The sequence below is a fragment of the Nocardioides panacisoli genome, from assembly GCF_019448235.1.
Taxonomy (GTDB): Bacteria; Actinomycetota; Actinomycetes; order Propionibacteriales; family Nocardioidaceae; genus Nocardioides; species Nocardioides panacisoli_A.
Map to the genome: position 1 here is coordinate 256,463 of NZ_CP080409.1, position 23,636 is coordinate 280,098.

Sequence of the window (23,636 nt, forward strand, 5' to 3'; positions counted from 1 at the left end):
GATCAGTCCAGCGTGAAGTAGTCGGGGCCGCTGTAGCGACCGGTGGTGAGCTTGGTGCGCTGCATGAGCAGCTCGTTGAGCAGGCTCGAGGCGCCGAAGCGGAACCACTGCGGCGTCAGCCAGTCCTCGCCGGCCACCTCGTTGACGGTGACGAGGTACTTGATCGCGTCCTTCGCGGTCTTGATGCCGCCGGCGGGCTTGACGCCGACCTGGACGCCGGTGGCGTCGCGGAAGTCGCGCACCGCCTCCAGCATCACCATCGTGACCGGCAGGGTCGCCGCGGGGGAGACCTTGCCGGTGGAGGTCTTGATGAAGTCGGCGCCGGCGAGCATCGCCAGCCACGAGGCGCGGCGCACGTTGTCCAGCGTCTGCAGCTCACCGGTCTCGAAGATCACCTTCAGGTGCGCCTCGCCGCAGGCCTGCTTGACCGCGACGATCTCGTCGAAGACCTGCTGGTAGCGACCGGCCAGGAAGGCGCCACGGTCGATGACCATGTCGATCTCGTCGGCACCGGCGGCGACCGCGTCACGAGTGTCGGCGAGCTTGATGTCCATCGAGGCCCGACCGCTGGGGAAGGCCGTCGCGACGGCGGCCACCTGCACGCCACTGTCGCCCACGACCTGCTTGGCCACCGGCACCAGGTCGCCGTAGACGCACACCGCGGCGACGCGGGGGCACGTCGGGTCCGCAGGGTCGGGACGCAGGGACTTGCTGGCCAGTGCACGGACCTTGCCGGGGGTGTCCTGGCCCTCCAGCGTGGTCAGGTCGACCATGCTGATGGCGAGGTCGAGCGCGTGCGCCTTGGCGGTGGTCTTGATCGACCGGGTGCCGAGCGCCGCGGCCCGTGCCTCCGCACCGACCTGGTCCACGCCGGGGAGGCCGTGGAGGAATCGACGCAGCGATCGTTCGCTGCCGGTCACGTCCGAATACGCCGCGAGGCCGACCTCGTCGTCGGCGGGGGCAGTTGCTGCCATCCCTCCAGCATAGAGTCGGTGGCCGGTGCGGGCACATCGACGGCGGCCCGGCCGACGGCAGCGACCACGAGACGACAGGAGACGGCGTGAGCACCGAGGGCGAGGAGCGCTTCCACCCGACGAGCGGTCGGTTCGGCGGGGTGGTCGGCATCGTGATCGCCGTGGTGGTGGCCGCGATGGGCTTCATCGACGGCGGAGTGGTGACGGTGCCGTGGGTGCTGCCCGCAGCCGTGCTCGTGGGCTCGCTGTCGTGGGCGATGCTGCTGCGTCCGCGGGTCTCGGTGACCCGGGACGAGCTGGTGCTCCGCCAGCCGTTCGGCACCCAGGTGCTGCCGTTGGCCGCAATGGGCTCCTTCGCCGTCGGCCGGGTGCTGGAGTGCCGCGTCGACGGCAAGCGCTACGTGAGCGCTGCGATCGGTCGCACCGTCCGCGAGGTGCGGCGGGACCGCTCCAAGCCGGTGGGCGAGGTCAACGACAAGTCCTACGGTGCGTTCGTCGAGCGGCGCATCTCTGAGTTGCAGGAGAACGCACGCCAGCGGGTCGGCGACGCGGACCCCGGCGGCGTACGGCGCTCCCGCGCCTGGCCGGAGATCCTCGCCACCGTGGGCGCTGCCGTGGCGCTCGGGGTGACGCTGTTCCTCTGACCCGCCCTCCTGCGTCGAGCGGGGATCGCGTCACCAGCCCCAGGTGCCGGGCTCGCCCTTGAACGGGCCGACGACGCGCGAGGTGATCCAGCCGCCGTAGAAGCCACCGGCCTGCGGCACCACCTCCTCGCCGTCGACCAGGCAGCGGTCGACCTGTCCCGGCATCACCGAGACGGCCTCCGCGAGGTCGGCGAAGCGGGGAGTGGGGTCGGGGTAGGTCCACGCAGTGCGCGGTGCCACGACGCCGCCGCCGAGGAGGTCGAAGTACGCCGCCCTGCCCTTCCACTCACAGTGCGACGAGCCCTCGCACGGGCGCAGGGAGCCCTCGGCCCAGGCGTCGCGCGGCAGGTAGTAGGTCGGCGGGTGGCTCGTCTCGAGGACGCGCCAGGAGCGGGTGGTCTCGGCGACCACGGCGCCGCCGAGGACGACGGTGACCCGCTCGTGGGAGACCTCCAGCGCCGGTGGGCGCGGGTAGTCCCAGCAGGACTCCTGGCCGGGGCCGGGACGCGTGCGCCGGCTCGGGTGCGGATGCCTCATCAGGTTTCCAGTCCGAGGGTCCCGCTCATGCCCTCGCGCAGGGCGGCGAGCCGCGCCGCGGCGTCGGCGCGTGCGGCGTCGACGCCGGTGGTCACCGGGACCACCACCTCCAGGTAGCACTTCAACTTGGGCTCGGTGCCACTCGGGCGCACGATGATCCGGGCCCCGTCGTCCAACACGTAGCGCAGGCCGTCGGTCGACGGCAGGGTGTCGGTGCCCTCGCGGAGGTCCTCGGCGCTGGCGACGGCAGTGCCCGCGATGGTCGTCGGTGGGGTACGCCGCAGCCGCGCCATCGTGTCGGCGATCTGGCTGAGGTCCGCCACCCGCACCGAGAGCTGGTCGGTGGCGTGCAGGCCATGGGTGACGGCGAGGTCGTCGAGCAGGTCCAGCAGGGTCCGGCCGTCCGCCCTGGCGCGCGCGGCGAGGTCGCACAGCAGGAGCAGGGCGGAGACACCGTCCTTGTCGGCGACGTGGCCCGGGTCGACGCAGTAGCCGAGTGCCTCCTCGTACCCGAACGCCAGGTCGGGGATGCGCCCGATCCACTTGAAGCCGGTCAGGGTCTCCTGGTGGGGCTGACCGTGCGCCGCGGCGATCCGGCCCAGGAGCGAGGAGGACACGATCGAGGTGGCGTAGACACCGGTGCGGCCCGAGCGGAGCAGGTGGGCGGCCAGCAGGGCGCCGACCTCGTCGCCGCGGAGCATCCGCCAGCCACCGTCGTGGGGGACTGCCGCCGCGCACCGGTCGGCGTCCGGGTCGTTGGCGACCACGAGGTCGGCATCGCACTCGGCGGCCAGGGCCAGCGCCCGGTCCATCGCGCCCGGCTCCTCGGGGTTGGGGAACGCGACCGTCGGGAAGTCGGGGTCCGGGTCGGCCTGGTCGGTGACGGGGTGCACGTCGGTGAACCCGGCCGCCGCGAGGACGTGGCCGACGGGGCCGCCGCCGACGCCGTGCAGCGGCGTGTGGACGATGCGGAGCTCCCGGGGGCCCGGCGGCGCCACGGCGGCCACCGAGGCCAGGTAGGCCTCGACGACCCCCTCGTCCAGCACGGTGCCCGCATCGCCCCGGGGGAGGTCGCGGACCGTGGTGACCTCGTCGATGTGGCCGGCGATCTGCGCATCGGCCGGCGGCACGATCTGCGACCCGTCGCCGAGGTAGACCTTGTAGCCGTTGTCCTGCGGCGGGTTGTGGCTGGCGGTGACCATCACCCCGGCGGCGCAGCCGAGCTCGCGGATCGCGAACGCCAGCACGGGGGTCGGGAGCGGGCGCGGCAGCAGGTATGCCGTGCGTCCGGCGCCGGTCATCACCTCGGCCGTGTCGCGTGCGAAGACGTCGGAGTCGTGGCGGGCGTCGTAGCCGATGACGACCGGACCCTCCAGCCCGGCGTGGTCCAGGTGGCGGGCGAGGCCGGCGGCGGCGCGGGTCACCACGGCGCGGTTCATCCGGTTCGGGCCCGCGCCGAGCTCCCCGCGGAGGCCGGCGGTGCCGAAGGTGAGCGTGCCGTCGAACCGGTCGGCGAGGTCGGCGGCCGCGTCCTCGTCGCCCGCCTGCGCGCGCGCCAGGACCTCCTGCAGCTCGTGCCGCGTGCGTGGGTCGGGGTCGTCGGCCAGCCAGGTGCGTGCGCGGTCGAACAGTTCGCTCATGGGGCCATCATGGTCCACTGGCCCGGTGACGTCGTACTCCTTCACGGCTTCGTGGATCGTGCCGGCCCCGGTGTCGCAGGTGGCCGACCTGGCGCTGGACCTGGAGAGGTACCCGCAGTGGTGGCCCCAGGTCGTTGCGGTGGCACGGCTGGGGCCGGAGACGGCGCGGGTGCTGGTGCGCTCGGCCCTGCCGTTCACCCTCGACGTGGTGCTCGAACCGGTCTCGCAGCGGCTGCCCGAGCTGGAGGTGGCGATCTCGGGCACCGTCGACGGCTGGGTCCGGTGGCGACTCACCGAGGTGGGCGGCGGCACCCGGTGCGACTACCGTCAGGAGGTCACCGTCGACGGTGCACTGGCCGCTGCCTCCCGGGTCGCCCGGCCCGTGCTGACGTGGAACCACCGCCGGGCGATGGAGGGGTGCGAGCGGGGGATGCGGGACGCGCTCGCCACCACGCAGCCCTAGCAGCCCTAGCAGCCCTAGCAGCCGCGGCCGCTCCGCGACGGGGTCGACGTTTGTGTTCGCCGGTCGCACGTCCTAGGTTGACCGGGTCGGTCATCGTGACCGGCGTCACATCTCGGTATCTCGGAATCTCGGACGAAGGAGCACCATGCGCGTACGACGCACGTCGCAGCTGATCGCTGCGGCAGCGGGCCTGGGACTCGCCGTCACGGCAACCGCCGGACCGGCTGAGGCCCGCAACATCAACACCCCCAAGAAACTGGAACGTGCGGTCACCACCGAAGCGGTGATGGACCACCTGGAGGAGTTCCAGGCGATCGCGGACGCCAACGACGACAACCGCGCAGCGGGCTCCAGCGGCTACGAGGCCTCGGGACGCTACGTCGAGGAGACGCTGCAGGAGGCCGGCTACGAGACCGAGCGCCAGTACTTCGACTTCGTCTACGACCGCGTCGACGAGTTCAGCCTCGCCGAGGTGTCGCCGCAGGAGCGCGACCTCGAAGCGGTCCCGATGTCCTACAGCCCCTCCACCCCCGAAGGCGGCGTCACGGCCGAGCTCGCCACGCCGTCCGGTGCCGCGACCGCGTGTGAGGAGGCCGACTACGAGGGCGCCGACCTCAGCGGCCAGATCGCCCTGATCTCCCGCGGCACCTGCTCCTTCGCCCAGAAGGCCCTCACTGCTGGCGCCGTGGGCGCCGAGGGCGCGATCATCTACAACAACACCGACGGCGACCTCAACGGCACGCTCGGTGGTCCGGAGCCGGACGCCGCCCCCGTCGTCGGCACCACGCAGGCGCTCGGCGAGGACCTGCTCCAGGAGCTGGCACAGGGACCGGTCGAGGTGAGCTTCAACCTCCAGAAGACCACCGAGCAGCGCGAGACGTTCAACGTCATCGCCGAGACCGAGCAGGGGCGCGACGACAACGTCGTCATGCTCGGCGCGCACCTGGACGGCGTCGAGGAGGGGGCCGCGATCAACGACAACGGCTCCGGCAGTGCCGGCATCCTCGAGACGGCCGTGCAGCTGGCGAAGTCGAAGAAGCTCAACAACAAGGTGCGGTTCGCCTGGTGGGGCGCGGAGGAGCTCGGCCTGATCGGCTCCACCCACTACGTCGAGGACCTCGCGGCCAACGACCCCGACGCCCTGGACGACATCGCGACCTACCTCAACTTCGACATGATCGGCTCGCCGAACTACCAGATCGGCGTGTACGACGCCGACGAGTCGACCTACGAGGCGCCGGTCACCGTGCCGGAGGGCTCCGAGGCCACCGAGGACGTCTTCACCGACTACTTCGACAAGTCCGGCCAGGCCTGGGTCGACACCCCGTTCTCGGGTCGCTCGGACTACGCGGCGTTCATCGACAACGGCGTGCCCGCCAGCGGGCTCTTCACCGGTGCCGACGGCGTCAAGACCGAGGAGGAGGTCGAGCTGTTCGGCGGCACGGCGGGGGTCACCTACGACCCCAACTACCACTCGCCGGCCGACGACCTCGACAACGTGAACGCGGAGGCCCTGGGCATCATGTCCGACGCGATCGCGTGGGCGACGATGTCGCTGGCCCAGGACACCAGCGCCGTCAACGGGGAGCGCAGCGCCGGCAAGTCCGGCAAGCCGCACCCGCAGGGTCCGCTGACCATGCAGGGCGAGGAGGACGCCGCCTGAGGGACCCGGGTCCCGCCGACCTGCCCGCGCCGCGCGCGTCCGACGGTCACCGTCATGGTGGCCGCCGGGCCGTGCGGCGTCGGCGTTCCGGCGCCCGGGCGGGTCAGATCAGCGGCACGAGCCGGCTGAGCAGGGTGCCCATCCGTGACGCGGCCGCCTGGCCGGCCTCGATCACCTCGGCGTGGTCCAGCGGCTGGCCGCTCAGCCCCGCGGCCAGGTTGGTGACCAGGGAGAGCCCCAGCACCTCCAGGCCGGCCTCGCGGGCGGCGATGGCCTCCAGTGCCGTACTCATGCCGGCGAGGTCACCGCCGATCGCACGCACCATGCCGACCTCGGCCGGGGTCTCGTAGTGCGGCCCGGGGAACTGGCAGTAGACGCCCTCGTCCAGGGACGGGTCGGCCTCGCGGCACAGTGCGCGCAGTCGCGAGGAGTAGAGATCGGTGAGGTCGACGAAGTTGGCGCCGACGATGGGGGAGCGGCCGGTGAGGTTGATGTGGTCGCTGATCAGCACGGGCTGACCTGGTTGCCACCCCTCGCGCAGGCCGCCGGCACCGTTGGTGAGCACGACGGCGCGGCAGCCGGCGGCGGCCGCCGTACGGACCCCGTGCACGACCGCGTCCACGCCGTGCCCCTCGTAGTAGTGGGTGCGGCTCAAGAAGACCAGTAGCTGCCGGTCACCGGCCCGGATGGAGCGGACCTTGCCGGCGTGGCCCGCCACGGCGGCCGGGTTGAAGCCGGTGAGGTCGGTGACGTCGACCTCGGCGGTCACCTCGCCGAGCAGGTCGGCGGCGGGCTTCCAGCCCGAGCCCAGGACGAGGGCCACGTCGTGGCGCTCGACGCCGGTCAGGTCGGCGAGCTCGGCGGCGGCGGTGCGGGCGAGGTCGTGCGGCGCGTCGGTCATCGGGCCGACTCTAGTCGGATCTACCAGGCGCGGACGACCCGCTCGGGGACGGTGCCGAGCCGCACCCGCTGCGGGTGGTCACCCACCGGGAGGTAGGCCAGCTCCTCGCCCGTCCGGGTGTCGAGCACCGCCACCGCGTCGCTCTCCGACAGCGAGATCCAGCACGTGTCGTGCGGCCCCTCCGTGGTCCAGTACGGCTTGAGGTAGGTGTGGCCGGTGGTCTGCTCGTCGTAGTAGGTCGCCTCGCCGGTGCTGACGTCCACCAGGGCGGCGTAGTCGTCCATCGTGCCCGCGACGCAGAGCGTCTCGCCGCTCTCGTCGATCGAGAGCCCGTGGTGGGCGGAGTCGTTGACGTAGAGCTCGCGCGGCATGGTCGGCACCCGGTCCTCCAGCTCGATCACCCGGGTGACCGCACCCGTCGGCGGCTCCTCCTGGTCGCCGAGGGCGTAGTCGGTGGTGCCGTTGGTGTCAGGCGCCTGGGTGTCGAACTCGACCAGGCCGTGGAAGAACGACACCTGGTAGTAGAGGAAGCGTCCGCCCGGCGCGACGGCCATCGGGCGTACGGCGCTGCTCATGTTGGGGTGCCCGGCCTCGGCGAGCTCGTGGGCCATGTCCCAGCGCTGCTCGATCTCGAAGTCGTCGTTGCGCACGACCTGGAACCAACGATCGGCCTTGGCGGCATCGATGACGGGCTTGAGCAGCATGTCGAGGAAGGAGTTCCCCGTGCCGTCCAGCGGGGTGTAGACCCGACCGATCGAGGCGTGGAAGATGCGCTCGCCGTCGACGGTGTAGTTGCTCTCGTGCGGGGTCTCGCCGGACTCGAAGGTCCGGAGGCGGTCACCCATGACGACCTCGGTGCCGTCGGGGAGCGTCTCGTCGCCCATGGCGTACTCGATGACCTGGCGGGAGGTGGAGTCGGAGACCAGCAGCCGGCGCCCGTCGGGGGAGACGGCCATGTGGTCGGTGCGGAAGCCGTCCATCTGCTGCTCGCGCACGATGCTGTCGGGCTCGCCGTTGGTGGCCTTCTCGATGTCGATCCACACCACGTCGGCGAAGCTCGGGCGCGAGACGGCCAGGTACCGGCCGTCGTTGGTGGTGAACATGTCGTCGACGTACTGGTCGTGGCCCTCGCCCGGGCCGGCCTGGATCGCGAGGTAGAAGGCCAGGTCGATCGGGGAGGTGCGGATGCGGGCGAGCTCCTCGGCCTTGTCAGGGATGAGGTCCACCCCGCTGCGCAGGATCTCCAGGCTGTCGACGTCGACGACGCTGGCGGTGCCGGCCCAGTTGTTGCCGACCCACATCACCTCGCGCTGCTTGCCCACGGGCTTGGCCGCGTCGGCGGGGTCGGCGGTGGCGGGCGCCGCGCCGGGGAGACCGGCGGCACCGGCGACGGCGGCAGCGAGTGCGAGCGCGCTCACGGCGAGGCGGCGTGGAGTCGAGCGGGGCATGGGGCGGCGACACTCCCTCTGGTCGGTGGCTACCCGCTCAACGAGCCACCGACGGCGGGGTCACAGTCCGATGGAGCGGCACGGGCGCCGTCGGAGCGCCGCGACGTAGTCGGCCGGGGCGTCGGCGGCCTCGGCGGCGTCGGCGATCACGCCGAGGTAGGAGGCGGAGGGGAGGCCACCCTCGTAGGCGTCGAGCACGTAGGTCCACGCCACGACCTCGCCGGTCATGGTGGAGATGCGCACCTTCGTCTTGCGGTAGAGGCCGGAGTCGGCCGACTCCCACTGGTCCAGCAGGCCCTCGTCGGCGTGCGGCACGTCGTAGATCGCGACGAACACCTGGTCCAGCGGGTCCGGTGCGATGGTGACCAGGGCACCGTCCCAGCCGTGCTCCTCGCCGCCGAAGGTCAGGCGCCATCCGGTCAGCCAACCGGTGGTGCGCAGCGGGGAGTGCGGTCCGCGCTGGCTCATCCGGGTGGGATCGAGGTTCGTCCCGTAGGCGGCGTACGGCGTCACGGTGCTCCAGCCTAGACGAGACGGTGCCCCGCCTCCCGCCGCCGGGCGGGGGACGGGGCACCGTCTGGATGGTTCGGTCCCGGACCGTCGATCAGTAGTCGGTGAACAGGACGTGGTTGTTGGGCGTTGCCGGGGTGCAGCCCAGGAACAGGAACACGCAGCCACCGTCGGTGTCACTGATCCTGTCCTTGGAGCTGTTGGCGTTGATCTCGTTGTTCACCGCGTTCGGCGAGGCGCCGGGAGCGGTGGAGAGGTACTGCGCCGCGACGCCGGCCACGTGCGGCGAGGCCATCGAGGTGCCGCTGATGGTGTTGGTGGAGTTGTTCAGCCAGGTCGAGGTGATGTCCACGCCCGGGGCGAACAGGTCCACGCAGTCGCCGACGTTGGAGAAGGACGCGCGGGCGTCGTTCTCGCCGCTGGCGCCCACCGTGAGCGCCGCGGGGACGCGGGCCGGGGAGGTCCCGCAGGCGTCGGCGTTGGAGTTGCCGGCGGCCACCGCCATGGTGATGCCGTCGTCGATGACCCGCTGCACCGCGTTGTCGAGCGCGACCGAGGAGCCGCCGCCCAGGCTCATGTTGGCCACGGCGGGCCCGCCCTGGTGGTTGGCGACGACCCAGTCCAGGCCGGCGATGACGCCGGCGGTCGACCCGGAGCCGTTGCAGTCCAGGACCCGCACGCCGACCAGGTCGACGTCCTTGGCCACGCCGTACGCCTCGCCGCCGATGGTCCCGGCCACGTGCGTGCCGTGGCCGTTGCAGTCGGTCGCGTCGGTGTCACCGTCGATCGTGTCGGTGCCGTGCGAGGCACGGCCCTCGAAGTCGGGGTGGTTGATCTGGATGCCGGTGTCGACGACGTACGCCGTCACGCCGGACCCGGTGGCGGTGTAGGTGAACTCGTCGTCACCGGGGAGGTTGCGCTGGTCGATGCGGTCCAGGCCCCAGCTGGGCGTGGGCTGCTGGCTGTCGAACGCCTGCACGCCGCGGTCGATCTCCACGCGCGCCACCTGGTCGAGGTTGCGGAGCACGCCGAGGGCGGCCTGCGGGATCGAGGCGGCGAAGCCGTTGAGCACCTCGGTGTAGACGTGCTGGACGCGGGCACCGTTGGTGCGGCGGGCGTCCTGGGCGGTCGCCGCGGCGTCGGCGCCCGGCTTGAGGGTGACGATCACGTCGAGCTGGCCGGCGGCGGACGCGCTCGGCGCCGGCAGTGCGGCCAGGCCGGCGAGCACCATGCCGATCGAGGCGAACGTGACCGCACAGGTCTTGCGGATACGGGACATGAGTGGGAGCAACTCCTCCGAGAGCATGCGGACGACTCCGTACGTCGTCCGGCAGGAGGCCCTCACTCTGCACCGATGTGATCCGGCGCACAACCCCCGGCGTGTCGGCGGGAGTCGCGCGCGAACCGAACCGGGGGTGTGGCGTACGAGGCCCGGGACACTAACCTTGCCCCGTGAGCACGCACTACGATGTCCTCGTCCTCGGCGCCGGCCCCGGAGGCTACGTCGCCGCCATCCGCGCAGCGCAGCTCGGCAAGTCCGTGGCTGTGGTCGAGAAGCAGTACTGGGGCGGTGTCTGCCTCAACGTCGGCTGCATCCCGTCCAAGGCGCTGCTGAAGAACGCCGAGATCTCGCACATGCTCACCCACGAGAAGAAGAAGTTCGGGATCGAGGGTGACGCGACGATGGCCTACGGGCCGACGCACGAGCGCTCCCGCAAGGTGAGCGCCGGGATCGTCAAGGGCGTCCACTTCTTGATGAAGAAGAACAAGATCACCGAGATCGACGGCTGGGGCACCCTCACCGGACCGAAGTCGATCGACGTCGAGGCCGACGACGGCTCGGTGAGCTCCTACACCTGCGACGACCTGATCATCGCCGCCGGCGCGACCTCGCGGCTGCTGCCCGGCGTGGAGCTGAGCGAGAACGTCGTCACCTACGAGGAGCAGATCCTCGACGACCAGCTGCCCGACTCCATCATCATCGGCGGCTCCGGCGCGATCGGCGTCGAGTTCGCCTACGTGATGAAGAACTTCGGCGTCGACGTCACGATCGTGGAGTTCCTCGACCGGATGGTCCCCACCGAGGACGCCGACGTGTCCAAGGAGCTCGCCAAGCAGTACAAGAAGCTCGGCGTCAACGTGATGACCTCGACCGCGGTCAAGGGCGTCGAGGACACCGGCAAGGGCGTCAAGGTCACCGTTGCTCCCGCCGACGGCGGTGAGGAGCAGGTCCTGGAGGCCGACCGGTTCCTGTCGGCCTTCGGCTTCGCCCCGCGCGTCGAGGGCTACGGCCTCGAGGCCACCGGCGTGACCGTCAACGACCGCGGCGCGATCGAGATCGACGACTACTGCCGCACGGGCGTCGACGGCGTCTACGCCATCGGCGACTGCACCGGCAAGCTGATGCTCGCCCACACCGCCGACGCGATGGGCTTCGTGGCGGCGGAGACGATCGCCGGGGTCGAGACCATGCCGGTGGAGTACGACTTCATCCCGCGCGCGACGTACTGCCAGCCCCAGATCGGCTCGTTCGGCTACTCCGAGGAGCAGGCCAAGGAGAAGGGGTACGACGTCAAGACCGCCTCCTTCCCGTTCAGCGCCAACGGCAAGGCCGCCGGCATGGGGGAGTCGGTCGGCTTCGTCAAGGTCGTGGCCGACGCCGAGCACAACGAGATCATCGGCGCCCACATGATCGGCCCCGAGGTGACCGAGCTGCTGCCGGTGCTGACGCTGGCCCAGAAGTGGGACCTCACCGCCGACGAGGTCGGCCGCAACGTGTTCGCCCACCCGACGCTGACCGAGGGCATCAAGGAGGCCATCCACGGCATCGGTGGCCACATGATCCACCTGTGAGCCGGCGGGCGCTGCGGGCCTTCGACCCGCCGCGCTGACCCCTGCAACAATGCCGCCATGGCGCAGATCGTGATCGTCGGTGGCGGACCCGGGGGATACGAGGCGGCGCTGGTGGCCGCGCAGCTCGATGCGCAGGTGACCATCGTCGACTCCGACGGACTGGGCGGCTCGGCGGTCCTCACCGACTGCGTGCCGAGCAAGACCCTGATCGCGACCGCCGAGGTGATGACCGAGGTGGCCGAGGCCGCCGAGCTCGGGGTGGAGTTCCGTGCCGCCGACGGCGGTGCCACCGGACTCCACGTGGACCTCGGTCGGGTCAACGAGCGCGTGAAGCGGCTCGCCGCCGAGCAGTCGGCCGACATCACCCGCAAGGTGGAGAAGGAGGGCGTGCGCGTGGTGCGCGCCCGCGGCCGGCTCGAGGGCGACGGCGTCGTCGTGGCCGAGTCCGAGGACGGCACCGTCGAGCGGCTCCACGCCGACGCCGTGCTGGTCGCCACCGGTGCCCGGCCGCGCGTCCTCGACAGCGCGCAGCCCGACGGCGAGCGCATCCTGACCTGGGAGCAGGTCTACGACCTCGACGAGGCGCCCGAGCACGTGATCGTCGTCGGCTCCGGCGTCACGGGTGCGGAGTTCGCCAGTGCCTACCTGGCGTTGGGCGTGCCGGTCAGCCTGGTCTCCTCGCGGGACCGGGTGCTGCCCGGGGAGGACGCCGACGCCGCCGAGGTGCTGGAGGAGGTGCTGACCCGGCGGGGCATGAACGTGCTGTCGCGGTCGCGGATGGCCTCGGTCTCCCGCGACGGCGACACCGTGACCGTCACGCTCACCGACGGACGCACCGTTGAGGGTTCTCACTGCGTGCTCGCCCTGGGGTCGATCCCCAACACGGCCGGGCTCGGGCTCGAGGAGGTCGGGGTGACCCTCGACGACGGTGGCTTCATCGAGACCGACGGCGTCTCGCGCACGGCCAACCGCAGCATCTACGCCGCCGGTGACTGCACCGGCGTGGCCATGCTCGCCTCGGTGGCGGCGATGCAGGGCCGCATCGCGATGTGGCACTTCCTCGGCGACAGCGTCAAGCCGCTGGACCTCGGTCAGGTGTCCTCCAACATCTTCACCTCGCCCGAGATCGCCACCGTCGGCTGCTCGCAGAAGGAGGTCGACGAGGGCACCATCCACGCCGTCGGCGTGACCCTCCCGCTCAGCGGCAACCCGCGGGCAAAGATGCAGGGCATCCGCGACGGGTTCGTGAAGCTCTTCTGCCGCCCGGGCACCGGCATCGTCGTCGGCGGCGTGGTCGTCGGCCCGCGCGCCAGCGAGCTCATCCACCCGATCGCGCTCGCGGTGACGGTGTCCCTGACCGTCGACGAGCTCTCCCACGCCTTCACCGTCTACCCCTCCGTGAGTGGGTCGCTGGCCGAGGCCGCCCGCCGGCTGCGCCGGGTCTGAGGTCGCGGGAGCGCCCTGCGACAATCACGCCATGCGCGTGCACCTGGGCTGCGACCATGCCGGTCTCGAACTCAAGGACCACCTGACCCGCTGGCTGACCGACCACGGCTTCGAGCCGGTCGACCACGGGCCGTTCCGCTACGACGCGGTCGACGACTACCCGGTCTTCTGCCTCCGCGCCGCGGAGGGCGTGGCCGCCGACCGTGCCGACGGGCTCGACAGCCTCGGGGTCGTCATCGGCGGCTCGGGCAACGGCGAGCAGATGGCGGCCAACAAGGTGGCCGGCGTCCGCGCGGCCCTGGTCTGGTCGGAGGAGACCGCTTCCCTCGCCCGGGAGCACAACGACGCCTGGGTGGTCGCCGTCGGCGGTCGCATGCACCCGCTCGAGGAGCTCACCCGGCTGGTCGAGGTCTTCCTCACCACCTCCTTCCCCGGCGACGAGCGGCACGTGCGCCGCATCGGCCAGATGGCGGCGTACGAGCGCAGCGGCGAGCTGCCGCCGTTGCCGGACTCGGCGGTCGACGGGGCCGACGGGGCCGCCGGGGCTGCGGGAGCCGATGCCTGAGGGCCACACCCTGCACCGGCTCGCCGGTGAGGTCGCGTCCACGTTCGCCGGTGCCCGCGTCCGGGTGGGCAGCCCGCAGGGCCGCTTCGCCGACTCGGCGGCGCGGTTGGACGGCAGCGAGCTGCTGGGTGCCGAGACGTGGGGCAAGCACCTCTTCGTCGAGTTCGACGCCGACGGCCCCGAGCGGTTCGTCCACGTCCACCTCGGCCTCTACGGCGTCTTCACGATCCATGCCGGGGTGAGCGAGGTACCGCCGCCGGTCGGCCAGGTCCGGCTCCGGCTGGTCCGCGTCGACGGCACGGCGTACGGCGACCTCCGCGGCGCCACGACCTGCGCGCTGGTGACCGCCGCCGAGCGCGACGCGGTGGTCGCCCGCACGGGACCGGACCCGCTGCGAGGCGACGCCGACCCCGACCGTGCGTGGGCGCGCATCGGCCGGAGCTCGGCGCCGATCGGCACCCTGTTGATGGACCAGTCGGTGGTCGCCGGGATCGGCAACGTCTACCGCGCCGAGCTGCTCTTCCGGCACCGCATGCACCCGTTGCGTCCCGGTCGCACGCTGCGGCGGTCGCAGTGGCGGGCGATGTGGGAGGACCTGGTCGACCTGATGGCCGAGGGGCGACGTACCGGCCGGATCGACACCGTGCGTCCCGAGCACACGCCGGAGGCGATGGGGCGTCCCCCGCGGGCGGACGACCACGGGGGAGAGGTCTATGTCTACCGCCGCACGGGCCAGCCCTGCCACGTGTGCGACCGGGCGGTGCGCACCGAGGAGCTCGGCGGGCGCAACCTGTTCTGGTGCACGCGCTGCCAGCCGGTCTTCCGCTCGCGCGCCCGCTGAGGTCGCCCTCGCCGGTTGGGGGAGCGCTCCGGCCGTGTGGCACCATTGCCCTGCCCGGCGGCTGTGCCGGGGTGCGCGGATGTAGCTCAATGGTAGAGCCCCAGTCTTCCAAACTGGCTACGCGGGTTCGATTCCCGTCATCCGCTCTCAGACCTCGACCGGCTGATCCGGTCGGGCGTTTGGCGGGGCGTAGCGTAGTGGCTAGCGCGCCTGCTTTGGGAGCAGGAGATCGCAGGTTCGAGTCCTGTCGCCCCGACGCCCATCCGGGATGAGACCGACCTGAACCACATCGAAGGAGACAAGCTGTGAAGAGCGCCGTCGAGAACTTGAGCCCGACCCGGGCCAAGCTGACCGTCGAGGTGCCCTTCGAGGAGCTCAAGCCGAGCCTCGACGCGGCGTACCAGAAGATCGCGCGGCAGATCAACGTCCCCGGCTTCCGCCGCGGCAAGGTCCCGCCCCAGATCATCGACAAGCAGGTCGGCCGCGAGGCCGTGATCGGCGAGGCCGTCAACGAGCAGCTGCAGTCCGCGCTGGTCGAGGCGATCCGCGAGGAGGGCCTCACGCCGCTGTCCCAGCCGGAGGTCGACGACCTCGACTTCGGTGACGACAAGCCGCTGACCTTCTCCGCGGAGTTCGACACCCTCCCCGAGTTCGACCTGCCCGACACCTCGGCCCTGACCGCGACGGTCGACGACATCGAGGTCACCGACGCCGACGTCGAGGAGCAGGTCCAGGGGCTGCGGGAGCGGTTCGCGACCCTCATCGACGTCGAGCGGCCCGCCGCTGACGGCGACTTCGTGGTCATGGACATGAAGGCCGTCAAGGACGGCGAGACCGTCGAGGGCGCCGACATCACCGGCTTCTCCTACCAGGTCGGCCGTGGCGGCATGATCGACGGACTCGACGAGGCCCTGACCGGCATGACCGCCGGCGAGGACAAGACCTTCACCTCCCAGCTGGCCGGTGGCGACCTGGTCGGCCAGGACGTCGACATCGAGATCACGGTCAGCCAGGTCCAGGAGCAGGAGCTGCCCGAGCTCGACGACGAGTTCGCCGAGACGGCCTCGGAGTTCGAGACCCTCGACGAGCTCACCGCCGACCTGCGCGAGCGCATCACGCGCAACAAGCGCCTCGAGCAGGCGGCCGCCGCCCGCGACGCGGTGCTGGAGTCGATGCTGGACCAGGTCGAGATCCCGGTCCCCGAGGGCATCGTGACCGACGAGCTCAACGCCCGCCGCCAGAGCATGGAGCAGCAGCTCGCGATGGCCGGCATGACCATGGAGAAGTACCTCGAGGACGAGGGGCAGACGCAGGAGGAGTTCGAGGCCGAGCTCGACCGCCGCGTCCGCGACTCCGTGGTGGCGCAGTTCGTGCTCGACCGGATCGCCGAGGAGGGCGAGTTCGAGATCGAGCAGCAGGAGCTCACCGAGCACATGGTGCGCCGTGCCCAGCAGGCGGGCCAGGACCCGCAGGAGTACGTCAACCACATGCTCGAGCACAACCACCTCCCCGAGGTGGTCGGTGAGATCCGCCGCGGCAAGGCGCTCGCCTCCATCGTGGAGAACGCCACGGTGACCGACCAGTCCGGCAACACCGTCGAGCTGGCCACGCTGCAGCCCGACGGCACCTACGCCGACCCGGCCGAGCAGCAGGCCGAGGGCGAGGACCTCACCGAGGTCTCGCTCCCCGTCGACGAGGGCGCCGCCGAGGTGGCGGACGAGGCCGAGGAGAGCGACGAGAGCAAGGCCTGAGCCACCGCACGACGGCTCGTGAGCGGCCCCGGGGGAGTCCCCCGGGGCCGCTCGTGCGTTGCGAGGGGCGGCTCACCGGCTTGGGTGTACGAATGTGCACCGAATGTCCTAGGCTGTTCCCATGGCGAGCCCCCTGTCGACGCAGCCCGCACCGGTGACGGCCCCCGGACCGACCCTGCTCGACGCCCTGTCCCTGCTCGCCGCCACCGGTGACGAGCTGGTGGTCGGCACCGCCCGTGACACCCACCGCGCCGTCTCCGACCGCGTCCACGGCTTGGTGCGGCGGGGGACCGGGGTCGGATCCCGCCCCGCGGAGGTCCTCCACCGCGGCATCGCCACGGCGGTGTACGGCGCACTGGGCACCTCACTGGGAGGCGTCGCCCGCGGACTGGACCGCTGGGCCGAACGCGGTGGCGGCCGGCCCCTGGACGGCGACGCCCGGGGGCGGTTCCTGACTGCCGCCGTCAACGGCCTCATCGGCGACGAGCTGCTGCGCCAACGACCCCAACTGGCGATCGCGATGAGCGTGCGTGACCGCGGGCGTGACGTGCCGATCGAGCCCGGGACGCTCGCGCAGACCTTCCCCGACGCCACGGGGCGCGTCGCGGTCTTCCTGCACGGCCTGTGCGAGGACGAGTCCTGCTGGGAGCTCCACCGGGAGGCCACCGGCACGACGTACCCCGACGCCCTGGCCGGTCTCGGGTGGACCCCCGTGCGCGTGCGCTACAACTCCGGACTCGCGGTGCGCGAGAACGGCGCCGCCCTCTCGGCCCTGCTGCAGGAGCTCGTCGACGCCTGGGCGGTGCCCGTGGAGCAGATCGCGCTGGTCGGCCACTCGATGGGTGGTCTCGTCGCCCGCGCGGCCGGCGCCGTGGTGGCCGAGGAGGAGGTCGGCGTGCCGTGGGCGCGGCGTACGACGGACGTGGTGACGCTCGGCTCGCCACACCTGGGGTCCCACCTGGCCTCCGGCGCCGCCGGCGGCAGCAGCCTGCTGCGGATCCTGCCCGAGTCGGCCGCGTTCTCCGAGCGCATCCTCGAGCGCCGCTCCGCGGGCATCCGGGACCTCACCCGCGGCCTGGGGCACGACCTGCCGCCCTCGCCGCACGTGCGCCACCACCTCGTGGCGGCCACGGTGACCGGGTCCGCACGGCACCCCCTCGGTCGCGCCGTGGGCGACCTCCTGGTCCACCCGACCTCGGCGGTGGGGCGGGACCGCGCAGGCCGTGAGGTCTTCGCCGACGCCGACCGGCTCCACGTGGGGCGCACCGGGCACTTCGGGCTGCTCAACCATCCCGAGGTGCTCGCGGCGCTGCGGGAGTGGCTGCGCTGACCTGCGAGGATCGGCTCATGACCGGCGAGGAGTCACGAGAGCTGCGGGCCGAGGCCACGGTCGCGGTGCCGCCCGAGCGCGTGTGGGCCCTGTTGTCGGACTTCTCGCGGCTACCGCAGTGGAGTCCCGAGACGGTGCGCATGCTCCCGCTCAAGCCGGGCGGCCAGCGCGTGGGCCAGTGGTACCTCGGCATCAATCGCCGTGGTCGCGTCTGGTGGCCCTCCCGCTCGGTGCTGACCGGACGGGAGGAGGGGCGGCGGCTCGCCTGGGACACCCGCACCAGCGGTGCGCGGTGGATCTGGGAGCTGGAGGCCGACGGGGCCGGCACGCGGATCGTCCATCGCCGGCCGGTGACCGGCCGCCCGGTCGGCGCCCGCGTGTTCGCCCGCCTCTTCCTCGGTGGGCTCGCCCACCACGTCGACGAGCTGGAGGACGACATGCAGCTCACCGTCGACCGCCTCGCCGCAGCCGCCGCGGTCTGACGTGCCGGGGTACGCCGTGGGCGAACAGGGCGGGAGAACGCGTGGATTCGTCGACGCTCCCCGTTAGTGTCGCTGTCGTGACTCAGAATCCCACCGGCCCCGAGATGAACGGGGCGCCAGGGCTCAACGCACTCGACGACCACATCTACCAGCGGCTGCTCCGTGAGCGGATCGTCTTCCTCGGCTCCGAGGTCCGGGACTCGAACGCGAACGCCATCTGCGCCCAGTTGTTGCTGCTGTCGGCGGAGGACCCCGACGCCGACATCTTCCTGCACATCAACAGCCCGGGTGGCTCCGTGGACTCGGGCATGGCCATCTACGACACGATGAACTACATCCCCAACGACGTCGCGACCGTCGGGATGGGGCTCGCGGCGTCGATGGGCCAGTTCCTGCTGTGCGCCGGGGCGAAGGGCAAGCGCTACGCGCTGCCGCACTCGCGGATCATGATGCACCAGCCCTCCTCGGGCATGGGCGGCTCGGCCTCGGACATCAAGATCCAGGCCCAGCAGTCCCTCCACATCAAGGAGGTCCTGCTCGGGCTCATCGCCGAGCACACCGGCCAGAGCGTGGAGCAGGTCACCGCCGACGCCGACCGCGACCGGTGGTTCACCGCCGAGCAGGCGCTGGAGTACGGCCTGGTCGACCAAGTGATCAAGAGCGCCCGCGAAGCGGCCGACCAGGGCCGACCGGCCCACAAGAAGGCGTGAGGTAACCATGAGCTATCACATCCCGCAGTGGGAAGAGCGGACGTCGTACGGCTTCCGCCGGATCGACCCCTACACCAAGCTGTTCGAGGACCGCATCATCTACCTCGGCACCCCGATCAGCGACGACGTGTCCAACGCGGTCATCGCCCAGCTGCTGTGCCTGCAGTCGATGAACCCCGACCAGGACATCAGCATCTACATCAACAGCCCCGGTGGCTCCTTCACCGCGCTGACGGCCATCTACGACACGATGCACTTCATCAAGCCCGACGTGCAGACCGTCTGCATCGGCCAGGCCGCCTCGGCCGCCGCGATCCTGCTGGCCGCCGGCACCGAGGGCAAGCGCATGGCGTTGCCCAACAGCCGGATCCTCATCCACCAGCCCTACACCGAGGGCACGTTCGGCCAGACCTCGGACATCGAGATCCAGGCCAACGAGATCCTGCGGATGCGGGAGCTGCTGGAGACCATGATCAGCCGCCACAGCGGCAAGTCGGTCGAGGAGGTCAGCAACGACATCGAGCGCGACAAGATCCTCACCGCCGAGGAGGCCATCGAGTACGGTCTGATCGACTCGGTGCTCGACTCGCTCAAGGGCGCCCCGACGCTCACGACCTGACCATGAGCCCCGACCGTGCGCCGTGTCCACCACCGCTGTGGGGGTGGTTCGGAGTACGGTCGGGGCGAACGCTTGATGGTGAACACTCGATCCCGGTCGAGTTGAGGAGGACGATCCGTGGCACGCATCGGTGACGGAGGCGACCTGCTGAAGTGCTCCTTCTGCGGGAAGAGCCAGAAGCAGGTCAAGAAGCTGATCGCAGGCCCCGGGGTCTACATCTGCGACGAGTGCATCGATCTCTGCAACGAGATCATCGAGGAGGAGCTCAGCGAGGGCTCCGACGTCGGTCTCGAGGAGCTGCCCAAGCCCAAGGAGATCTTCGACTTCCTCAACTCCTACGTCATCGGCCAGGAGCAGGCGAAGAAGTCGCTCGCGGTCGCGGTGTACAACCACTACAAGCGCGTGCAGGCCGGCGTGCAGGCGGTGTCCTCCACCACCGGCAAGCACTCCAAGGAGGAGTTCGTCGAGGTCGCCAAGTCCAACATCTTGGTGATCGGGCCGACCGGCTGCGGCAAGACCTACCTCGCCCAGACGCTGGCCCGGATGCTCAACGTGCCCTTCGCCATCGCCGACGCCACCGCGCTCACCGAGGCCGGCTACGTCGGTGAGGACGTCGAGAACATCCTGCTCAAGCTGATCCAGGCCGCCGACTACGACGTCAAGAAGGCCGAGACCGGGATCATCTACATCGACGAGATCGACAAGGTCGCGCGCAAGGCGGAGAACCCCTCCATCACCCGCGACGTCTCCGGTGAGGGCGTGCAGCAGGCCCTGCTGAAGATCATCGAGGGCACCACGGCCTCGGTGCCGCCGCAGGGCGGGCGCAAGCACCCGCACCAGGAGTTCATCCAGATCGACACCACCAACGTGCTGTTCGTCGTCGGTGGCGCCTTCGCCGGGCTCGAGCAGATCATCGAGCAGCGCGTGGGCAAGAAGTCGTTGGGCTTCACCGCCGACCCGCGCAACCACCAGGAGGTCGAGGAGCACGAGCTCCTCGAGGAGGTGCGCCCGGAGGACCTGACCAAGTACGGCCTCATCCCCGAGTTCATCGGCCGCCTGCCGATCATCGCCAGCGTCGCGCCGCTGGACCGTGAGGCGCTCGTGCAGATCCTCACCGAGCCGCGCAACGCCCTGGTCAAGCAGTACCGCAAGCTGTTCGAGATCGACGACGTCGAGCTCGAGTTCACCGAGGACGCCGTCGCGGCCATCGCCGACAAGGCGCTCGAGCGCGGCACGGGTGCCCGTGGCCTGCGCGCGATCATCGAGGAGACCCTGCTCCACGTGATGTACGACGTCCCGTCCCGCGAGGACGTGGCCAAGGTCGTGCTCACCCGCGAGACCGTCGACGACGAGGTTCCGCCCGAGCTGGTCCTGCGCAAGGAGAGCAAGAAGAAGTCTGCGTGACAGCGACCGACCGACGAAGGAGGTCGGTCGCGTCGTCACCAGAGGTCGAGTAGTCGCCGCGGCTGAGGGACGAAGCCGCGATGCGGCGTATCGAGACCAGCCGAACCCACGCCGCCCACAGGACCTGCGGGGGTCGGCGCGACTCGATACGCCGGGCGCTCATACCTCGCGCCCGGCTACTCGACGGACGAAGTGCCCGAGTCCTCCGCGATCTCGGCCTCGACGCTGATCTCCTCGGCGCCGTCCCGGGCGGTGAAGACCAGGTCGCCGGTGACGTGACCGGCACGGCGCAGGTCCTGCTCGGCGATCTGCGCGTCCGCCACGGCCTCGGCGGGACCGGCGACCTCCACGCGGGCCAGCGGCGTCTTCATCTTGACCTTCGCGCGCGACTTCGCGCCCCGGATGCCGGCGAGGGCCGCTGCGACCGCGTCCACGGCACGGGCGGGGGAGGCGGCGGCGGAGCCGAGCTCGCCGGCGGTGGGCCACGCCGCGTGGTGGACCGAGCCGTCGTGCCACCACGACCAGACCTCCTCGGTCACGTAGGGCAGGAACGGCGCGAGCAGCCGCAGCTGCACGTCGAGTGCCAGCGCCAGCGTGGCGCGGGCCGACTCGGCACCGGAGCCGCCGTCGGCGTCGTACGCCCGCTCCTTGACCAGCTCGAGGTAGTCGTCGCAGAACTCCCAGAAGTGGCGCTCGATCACGTCCAGCGCGCCGGTGTAGTCGTAGGCCTCGAAGGCGTCGGTCGCCTCGGTGATCGCCACGGCGAGCTTGCCGACCTGGGCGCAGTCGAAGGCATCGGTGATCGCGACCGGCGTCACGCTGGTGGCACCGACGCTGCTCAGCACGAACTTCGACGCGTTGAGGACCTTCATCGCCAGCCGGCGGCCGACCTTCATCTCGTTCTGGTCGAACGGTGAGTCCAGGCCGGGACGCGCCTTGGCGGCGCGCCACCGCACGGCGTCGGCGCCGAACTTCTCCAGGATCTCGGTCGGCACGACGACGTTGCCCTTGGACTTCGACATCTTCTTGCGGTCGGGGTCGAGGATAAACCCGGAGATCACCGCGTGGCTCCACGGCACCTGTCCGTGCTCGAACTCCGAGCGCACGACGCGGGAGAACAGCCACGTGCGGATGATGTCGTGCGCGTTGGTGCACAGGTCCATCGGGAAGACGCGCTGGAAGAGGTCGTCGTCGCTCTCCCAGCCGCCCGCGATCTGCGGGGTGAGGGAGGACGTCGCCCAGGTGTCCATGACGTCGGGGTCACCGATGAAGCCGCCGGGCTCGCCCCGCTGCTCCTCGGTGTAGCCGGCCGGCGCCGCCGTGGAGGGGTCGATGGGGAGATCGGCCTCGTCCGGGAGCAGCGGCGCGTCGTAGTCCGGCTCGCCCCGCTCGTCCAGGTGGTACCAGACCGGGAAGGGGATGCCGAAGAAGCGCTGGCGGGAGATCAGCCAGTCGCCGTTGAGGCCGCCGACCCAGTTGTCGTAGCGGTGCTGCATGTGGCCGGGCACCCACTGGACCTGCTTGCCGCTGTCCACGAAGCGCTCCCGCAACCCTGCGTCGCGGCCACCGTTCTGGATGTACCACTGGCGGGTGGCGACGATCTCCAGTGGCTTGTCGCCCTTCTCGAAGAAGTTCGCCATCCGCTGCGTGGGCTCGGGGTCACCGACCAGGTCGCCGCTCTCGCGCAGCTTCGCGACCATCAGCTCCCGGGCCGAGAAGACCGTCTTGCCCTTGAGGTCGTCGTACGCCGCCACGGCGGCCTCGCCGGCCAGCCAGTCGGGCTGCTCGTGGGTGAAGCGGCCGTCGCGTCCGATGACGGTGCGCACGGGCAGCTGCAGCTCGCGCCACCACTGCACGTCGGTGAGGTCACCGAAGGTGCAGCACATGGCGATGCCGGCGCCCTTGTCCATCTCTGCCGCGGCGTGGGCGACGACGGGCACCTCGACCCCGAACACGGGAGAGGTGACGGTCGTGCCGAACAGGTCCTGGTAGCGCTCGTCGTCGGGGTGGGCGATGAGTGCCACGCAGCTGACGATCAGTTCGGGGCGCGTGGTCTCGATGGGCACCGGCGTCCCGTCGGGCCGGTGGTAGTTCACGCGGTGGTAGTGACCGGCGTACTCGCGGGCCTCGAGCTCGGCCTGGGCCACCGCGGTCTGGAAGGTGACGTCCCACAGGGTCGGCGCCTTCTGCAGGTAGGCCTCGCCACGGGCGAGGTTGCGCAGGAAGGCCCGCTGGCTCACCGTCTGCGCGGCCGGCCCGATCGTGGTGTAGGTGGTGTCCCAGTCGACGGAGAGGCCCAGGGTGCGCCACAGCGACTCGAAGACCTTCTCGTCCTCCTCCACGAGCTGCTCGCACAGCTCGATGAAGTTCGGCCGGCTGACCGGGAGCTGCCGCTTCTTGTCGGGCTTCTCGGGGGGAGTGAAGTCGGGGTCGTAGGGCAGCGTGGGGTCACACCGCACGCCGAAGTAGTTCTGGACGCGCCGCTCGGTCGGCAGGCCGTTGTCGTCCCACCCCATGGGGTAGAAGACCGACTTGCCACGCATCCGCTGGAACCGTGCGATCAGGTCGGTGTGGGTGTAGGAGAAGACGTGGCCGACGTGCAGGCTGCCGCTCACGGTCGGCGGCGGGGTGTCGATCGCGTAGACGTTCTCCCGCGGCTGGGTGCGGTCGAAGGCGTAGGTGCCCTCGTCCTTCCACCGCTGGGCCCACTTGTCCTCGAGGCCCTCCAGCGCCGGCTTGTCCGGTACCGCGACCGCACCGACGTCGGTGCTGGTCGGGTCGGGGGCCGTGTCGCCGTGGTTCTCGCTCATGGTGTCGAATCCTAGGGCGCAGGAGGTGCGCGCCCGAAACCGCCC

21 protein-coding genes and 2 tRNA genes are annotated in these 23,636 nt (G+C 71.1%); 15 read left to right on the plus strand and 8 right to left on the minus strand.

Translation table 11 applies throughout. From position 1 onward, the window contains the following. Positions 1-2: 2 nt before the first annotated feature. Positions 3-974 (minus strand): deoxyribose-phosphate aldolase, encoded by a 972-nt coding sequence (deoC, locus tag KUV85_RS01300; RefSeq protein WP_219961417.1) that lies wholly within the window; start codon positions 972-974, stop codon positions 3-5. 86 nt (positions 975-1,060) lie between these two features. Between deoC and KUV85_RS01305 the strand changes: the two genes are divergently transcribed. Further along, positions 1,061-1,618 (plus strand): hypothetical protein, encoded by a 558-nt coding sequence (locus KUV85_RS01305; protein WP_219961418.1) that lies wholly within the window; start codon positions 1,061-1,063, stop codon positions 1,616-1,618. 30 nt (positions 1,619-1,648) lie between these two features. Here KUV85_RS01305 and KUV85_RS01310 read toward each other — a convergent pair whose 3' ends face one another. Then, positions 1,649-2,155: a DUF427 domain-containing protein gene (locus tag KUV85_RS01310; RefSeq protein WP_219961419.1), complete on the minus strand. Its 507-nt coding sequence runs from the start codon at positions 2,153-2,155 to the stop codon at positions 1,649-1,651. Continuing rightward, a complete protein-coding gene (locus KUV85_RS01315; RefSeq protein WP_219961420.1) occupies positions 2,155-3,795 on the minus strand; it encodes a phospho-sugar mutase in 1,641 nt (546 codons plus the stop codon). The genes KUV85_RS01310 and KUV85_RS01315 overlap by 1 nt, the downstream gene beginning before the upstream one ends. Positions 3,796-3,820: 25 nt before the next feature. On the opposite strand from KUV85_RS01315, the gene KUV85_RS01320 reads away from it, so the two are divergent. Both KUV85_RS01320 and KUV85_RS01325 read left to right on the plus strand, forming a co-directional pair. Continuing rightward, positions 3,821-4,258, plus strand: a complete 438-nt coding sequence (locus KUV85_RS01320; RefSeq protein ID WP_219961421.1) for an SRPBCC family protein — start codon at positions 3,821-3,823, stop codon at positions 4,256-4,258. Positions 4,259-4,403: 145 nt separating this feature from the next. Further along, positions 4,404-5,921 carry a M20/M25/M40 family metallo-hydrolase gene (locus KUV85_RS01325; protein ID WP_219961422.1) on the plus strand — a complete coding sequence of 506 codons (1,518 nt, stop codon included), beginning with the start codon at positions 4,404-4,406 and terminating at the stop codon, positions 5,919-5,921. Between the two features lie 103 nt (positions 5,922-6,024). Here the strand turns inward: KUV85_RS01325 and KUV85_RS01330 are convergent, their stop codons facing one another. From KUV85_RS01330 to KUV85_RS01345, 4 genes are all read right to left on the minus strand, one after another. Further along, complete coding sequence (locus KUV85_RS01330) at positions 6,025-6,822, minus strand: purine-nucleoside phosphorylase (protein ID WP_219961423.1); 798 nt, start codon at positions 6,820-6,822, stop codon at positions 6,025-6,027. 20 nt (positions 6,823-6,842) lie between these two features. Beyond that, the gene (locus KUV85_RS01335) at positions 6,843-8,270 is read right to left on the minus strand and encodes a serine/threonine protein kinase (protein ID WP_219961424.1); all 1,428 of its coding nucleotides are present in this window, start codon (positions 8,268-8,270) and stop codon (positions 6,843-6,845) included. Between the two features lie 60 nt (positions 8,271-8,330). Next, positions 8,331-8,783 carry a gamma-glutamylcyclotransferase gene (locus tag KUV85_RS01340; protein WP_219961425.1) on the minus strand — a complete coding sequence of 151 codons (453 nt, stop codon included), beginning with the start codon at positions 8,781-8,783 and terminating at the stop codon, positions 8,331-8,333. A 91-nt stretch (positions 8,784-8,874) separates the two neighbouring features. After that, complete coding sequence (locus KUV85_RS01345; RefSeq protein ID WP_219961426.1) at positions 8,875-10,059, minus strand: S8 family peptidase; 1,185 nt, start codon at positions 10,057-10,059, stop codon at positions 8,875-8,877. A gap of 173 nt (positions 10,060-10,232) precedes the next feature. Between KUV85_RS01345 and lpdA the strand changes: the two genes are divergently transcribed. The 12 genes from lpdA to clpX all read left to right on the plus strand — a co-directional run bounded on the left by lpdA (position 10,233) and on the right by clpX (position 20,781). Continuing rightward, the gene (gene lpdA / locus KUV85_RS01350; protein ID WP_219961427.1) at positions 10,233-11,633 is read left to right on the plus strand and encodes a dihydrolipoyl dehydrogenase; all 1,401 of its coding nucleotides are present in this window, start codon (positions 10,233-10,235) and stop codon (positions 11,631-11,633) included. A gap of 57 nt (positions 11,634-11,690) precedes the next feature. Next, a complete protein-coding gene (locus KUV85_RS01355) occupies positions 11,691-13,079 on the plus strand; it encodes an NAD(P)H-quinone dehydrogenase (RefSeq protein ID WP_219961428.1) in 1,389 nt (462 codons plus the stop codon). Between the two features lie 31 nt (positions 13,080-13,110). After that, positions 13,111-13,644 carry a ribose-5-phosphate isomerase gene (locus KUV85_RS01360; RefSeq protein ID WP_219961429.1) on the plus strand — a complete coding sequence of 178 codons (534 nt, stop codon included), beginning with the start codon at positions 13,111-13,113 and terminating at the stop codon, positions 13,642-13,644. Then, entirely contained in the window at positions 13,637-14,485 is an 849-nt protein-coding gene (locus KUV85_RS01365) for an Fpg/Nei family DNA glycosylase (protein WP_219962832.1), read from the plus strand. Before KUV85_RS01360 ends, KUV85_RS01365 begins: the two co-directional genes overlap by 8 nt. 75 nt (positions 14,486-14,560) lie before the next feature. Further along, positions 14,561-14,631 (plus strand) — tRNA-Gly (locus KUV85_RS01370). A 37-nt stretch (positions 14,632-14,668) separates the two neighbouring features. Next, positions 14,669-14,741, plus strand: a tRNA-Pro gene (locus KUV85_RS01375). Positions 14,742-14,790: 49 nt separating this feature from the next. Continuing rightward, entirely contained in the window at positions 14,791-16,236 is a 1,446-nt protein-coding gene (tig, locus tag KUV85_RS01380; protein ID WP_219961430.1) for a trigger factor, read from the plus strand. A 121-nt stretch (positions 16,237-16,357) separates the two neighbouring features. Next, entirely contained in the window at positions 16,358-17,566 is a 1,209-nt protein-coding gene (locus KUV85_RS01385) for an alpha/beta hydrolase (protein WP_219961431.1), read from the plus strand. Positions 17,567-17,583: 17 nt separating this feature from the next. Then, positions 17,584-18,048 (plus strand): SRPBCC family protein, encoded by a 465-nt coding sequence (locus KUV85_RS01390; protein ID WP_219961432.1) that lies wholly within the window; start codon positions 17,584-17,586, stop codon positions 18,046-18,048. A gap of 104 nt (positions 18,049-18,152) precedes the next feature. Then, complete coding sequence (locus KUV85_RS01395; protein ID WP_219962833.1) at positions 18,153-18,758, plus strand: ATP-dependent Clp protease proteolytic subunit; 606 nt, start codon at positions 18,153-18,155, stop codon at positions 18,756-18,758. A gap of 7 nt (positions 18,759-18,765) precedes the next feature. Continuing rightward, the gene (locus tag KUV85_RS01400) at positions 18,766-19,377 is read left to right on the plus strand and encodes an ATP-dependent Clp protease proteolytic subunit (protein ID WP_219961433.1); all 612 of its coding nucleotides are present in this window, start codon (positions 18,766-18,768) and stop codon (positions 19,375-19,377) included. A gap of 117 nt (positions 19,378-19,494) precedes the next feature. Further along, a complete protein-coding gene (clpX, locus tag KUV85_RS01405; protein ID WP_219961434.1) occupies positions 19,495-20,781 on the plus strand; it encodes an ATP-dependent Clp protease ATP-binding subunit ClpX in 1,287 nt (428 codons plus the stop codon). Between the two features lie 176 nt (positions 20,782-20,957). On the opposite strand, the gene valS is transcribed toward clpX, so the two are convergent. Next, positions 20,958-23,591: a valine--tRNA ligase gene (gene valS / locus KUV85_RS01410; protein ID WP_219961435.1), complete on the minus strand. Its 2,634-nt coding sequence runs from the start codon at positions 23,589-23,591 to the stop codon at positions 20,958-20,960. Positions 23,592-23,636 lie beyond the last annotated feature (45 nt).

Coding starts and splice junctions, on each gene's coding strand:
- KUV85_RS01315 (WP_219961420.1), bottom strand. CDS start 3,795: ATGAGCGAACTGTTCGACCGCGCACGCACCTGGCTGGCCGACGACCCC.
- KUV85_RS01365 (WP_219962832.1), top strand. CDS start 13,637: ATGCCTGAGGGCCACACCCTGCACCGGCTCGCCGGTGAGGTCGCGTCC.
- KUV85_RS01390 (WP_219961432.1), top strand. CDS start 17,584: ATGACCGGCGAGGAGTCACGAGAGCTGCGGGCCGAGGCCACGGTCGCG.
- KUV85_RS01395 (WP_219962833.1), top strand. CDS start 18,153: ATGAACGGGGCGCCAGGGCTCAACGCACTCGACGACCACATCTACCAG.
- deoC (WP_219961417.1), bottom strand. CDS start 974: ATGGCAGCAACTGCCCCCGCCGACGACGAGGTCGGCCTCGCGGCGTAT.
- valS (WP_219961435.1), bottom strand. CDS start 23,591: ATGAGCGAGAACCACGGCGACACGGCCCCCGACCCGACCAGCACCGAC.
- KUV85_RS01345 (WP_219961426.1), bottom strand. CDS start 10,059: ATGTCCCGTATCCGCAAGACCTGTGCGGTCACGTTCGCCTCGATCGGC.
- KUV85_RS01310 (WP_219961419.1), bottom strand. CDS start 2,155: ATGAGGCATCCGCACCCGAGCCGGCGCACGCGTCCCGGCCCCGGCCAG.
- KUV85_RS01335 (WP_219961424.1), bottom strand. CDS start 8,270: ATGCCCCGCTCGACTCCACGCCGCCTCGCCGTGAGCGCGCTCGCACTC.
- KUV85_RS01400 (WP_219961433.1), top strand. CDS start 18,766: ATGAGCTATCACATCCCGCAGTGGGAAGAGCGGACGTCGTACGGCTTC.
- KUV85_RS01360 (WP_219961429.1), top strand. CDS start 13,111: ATGCGCGTGCACCTGGGCTGCGACCATGCCGGTCTCGAACTCAAGGAC.
- KUV85_RS01325 (WP_219961422.1), top strand. CDS start 4,404: ATGCGCGTACGACGCACGTCGCAGCTGATCGCTGCGGCAGCGGGCCTG.
- KUV85_RS01355 (WP_219961428.1), top strand. CDS start 11,691: ATGGCGCAGATCGTGATCGTCGGTGGCGGACCCGGGGGATACGAGGCG.
- KUV85_RS01385 (WP_219961431.1), top strand. CDS start 16,358: ATGGCGAGCCCCCTGTCGACGCAGCCCGCACCGGTGACGGCCCCCGGA.
- KUV85_RS01330 (WP_219961423.1), bottom strand. CDS start 6,822: ATGACCGACGCGCCGCACGACCTCGCCCGCACCGCCGCCGCCGAGCTC.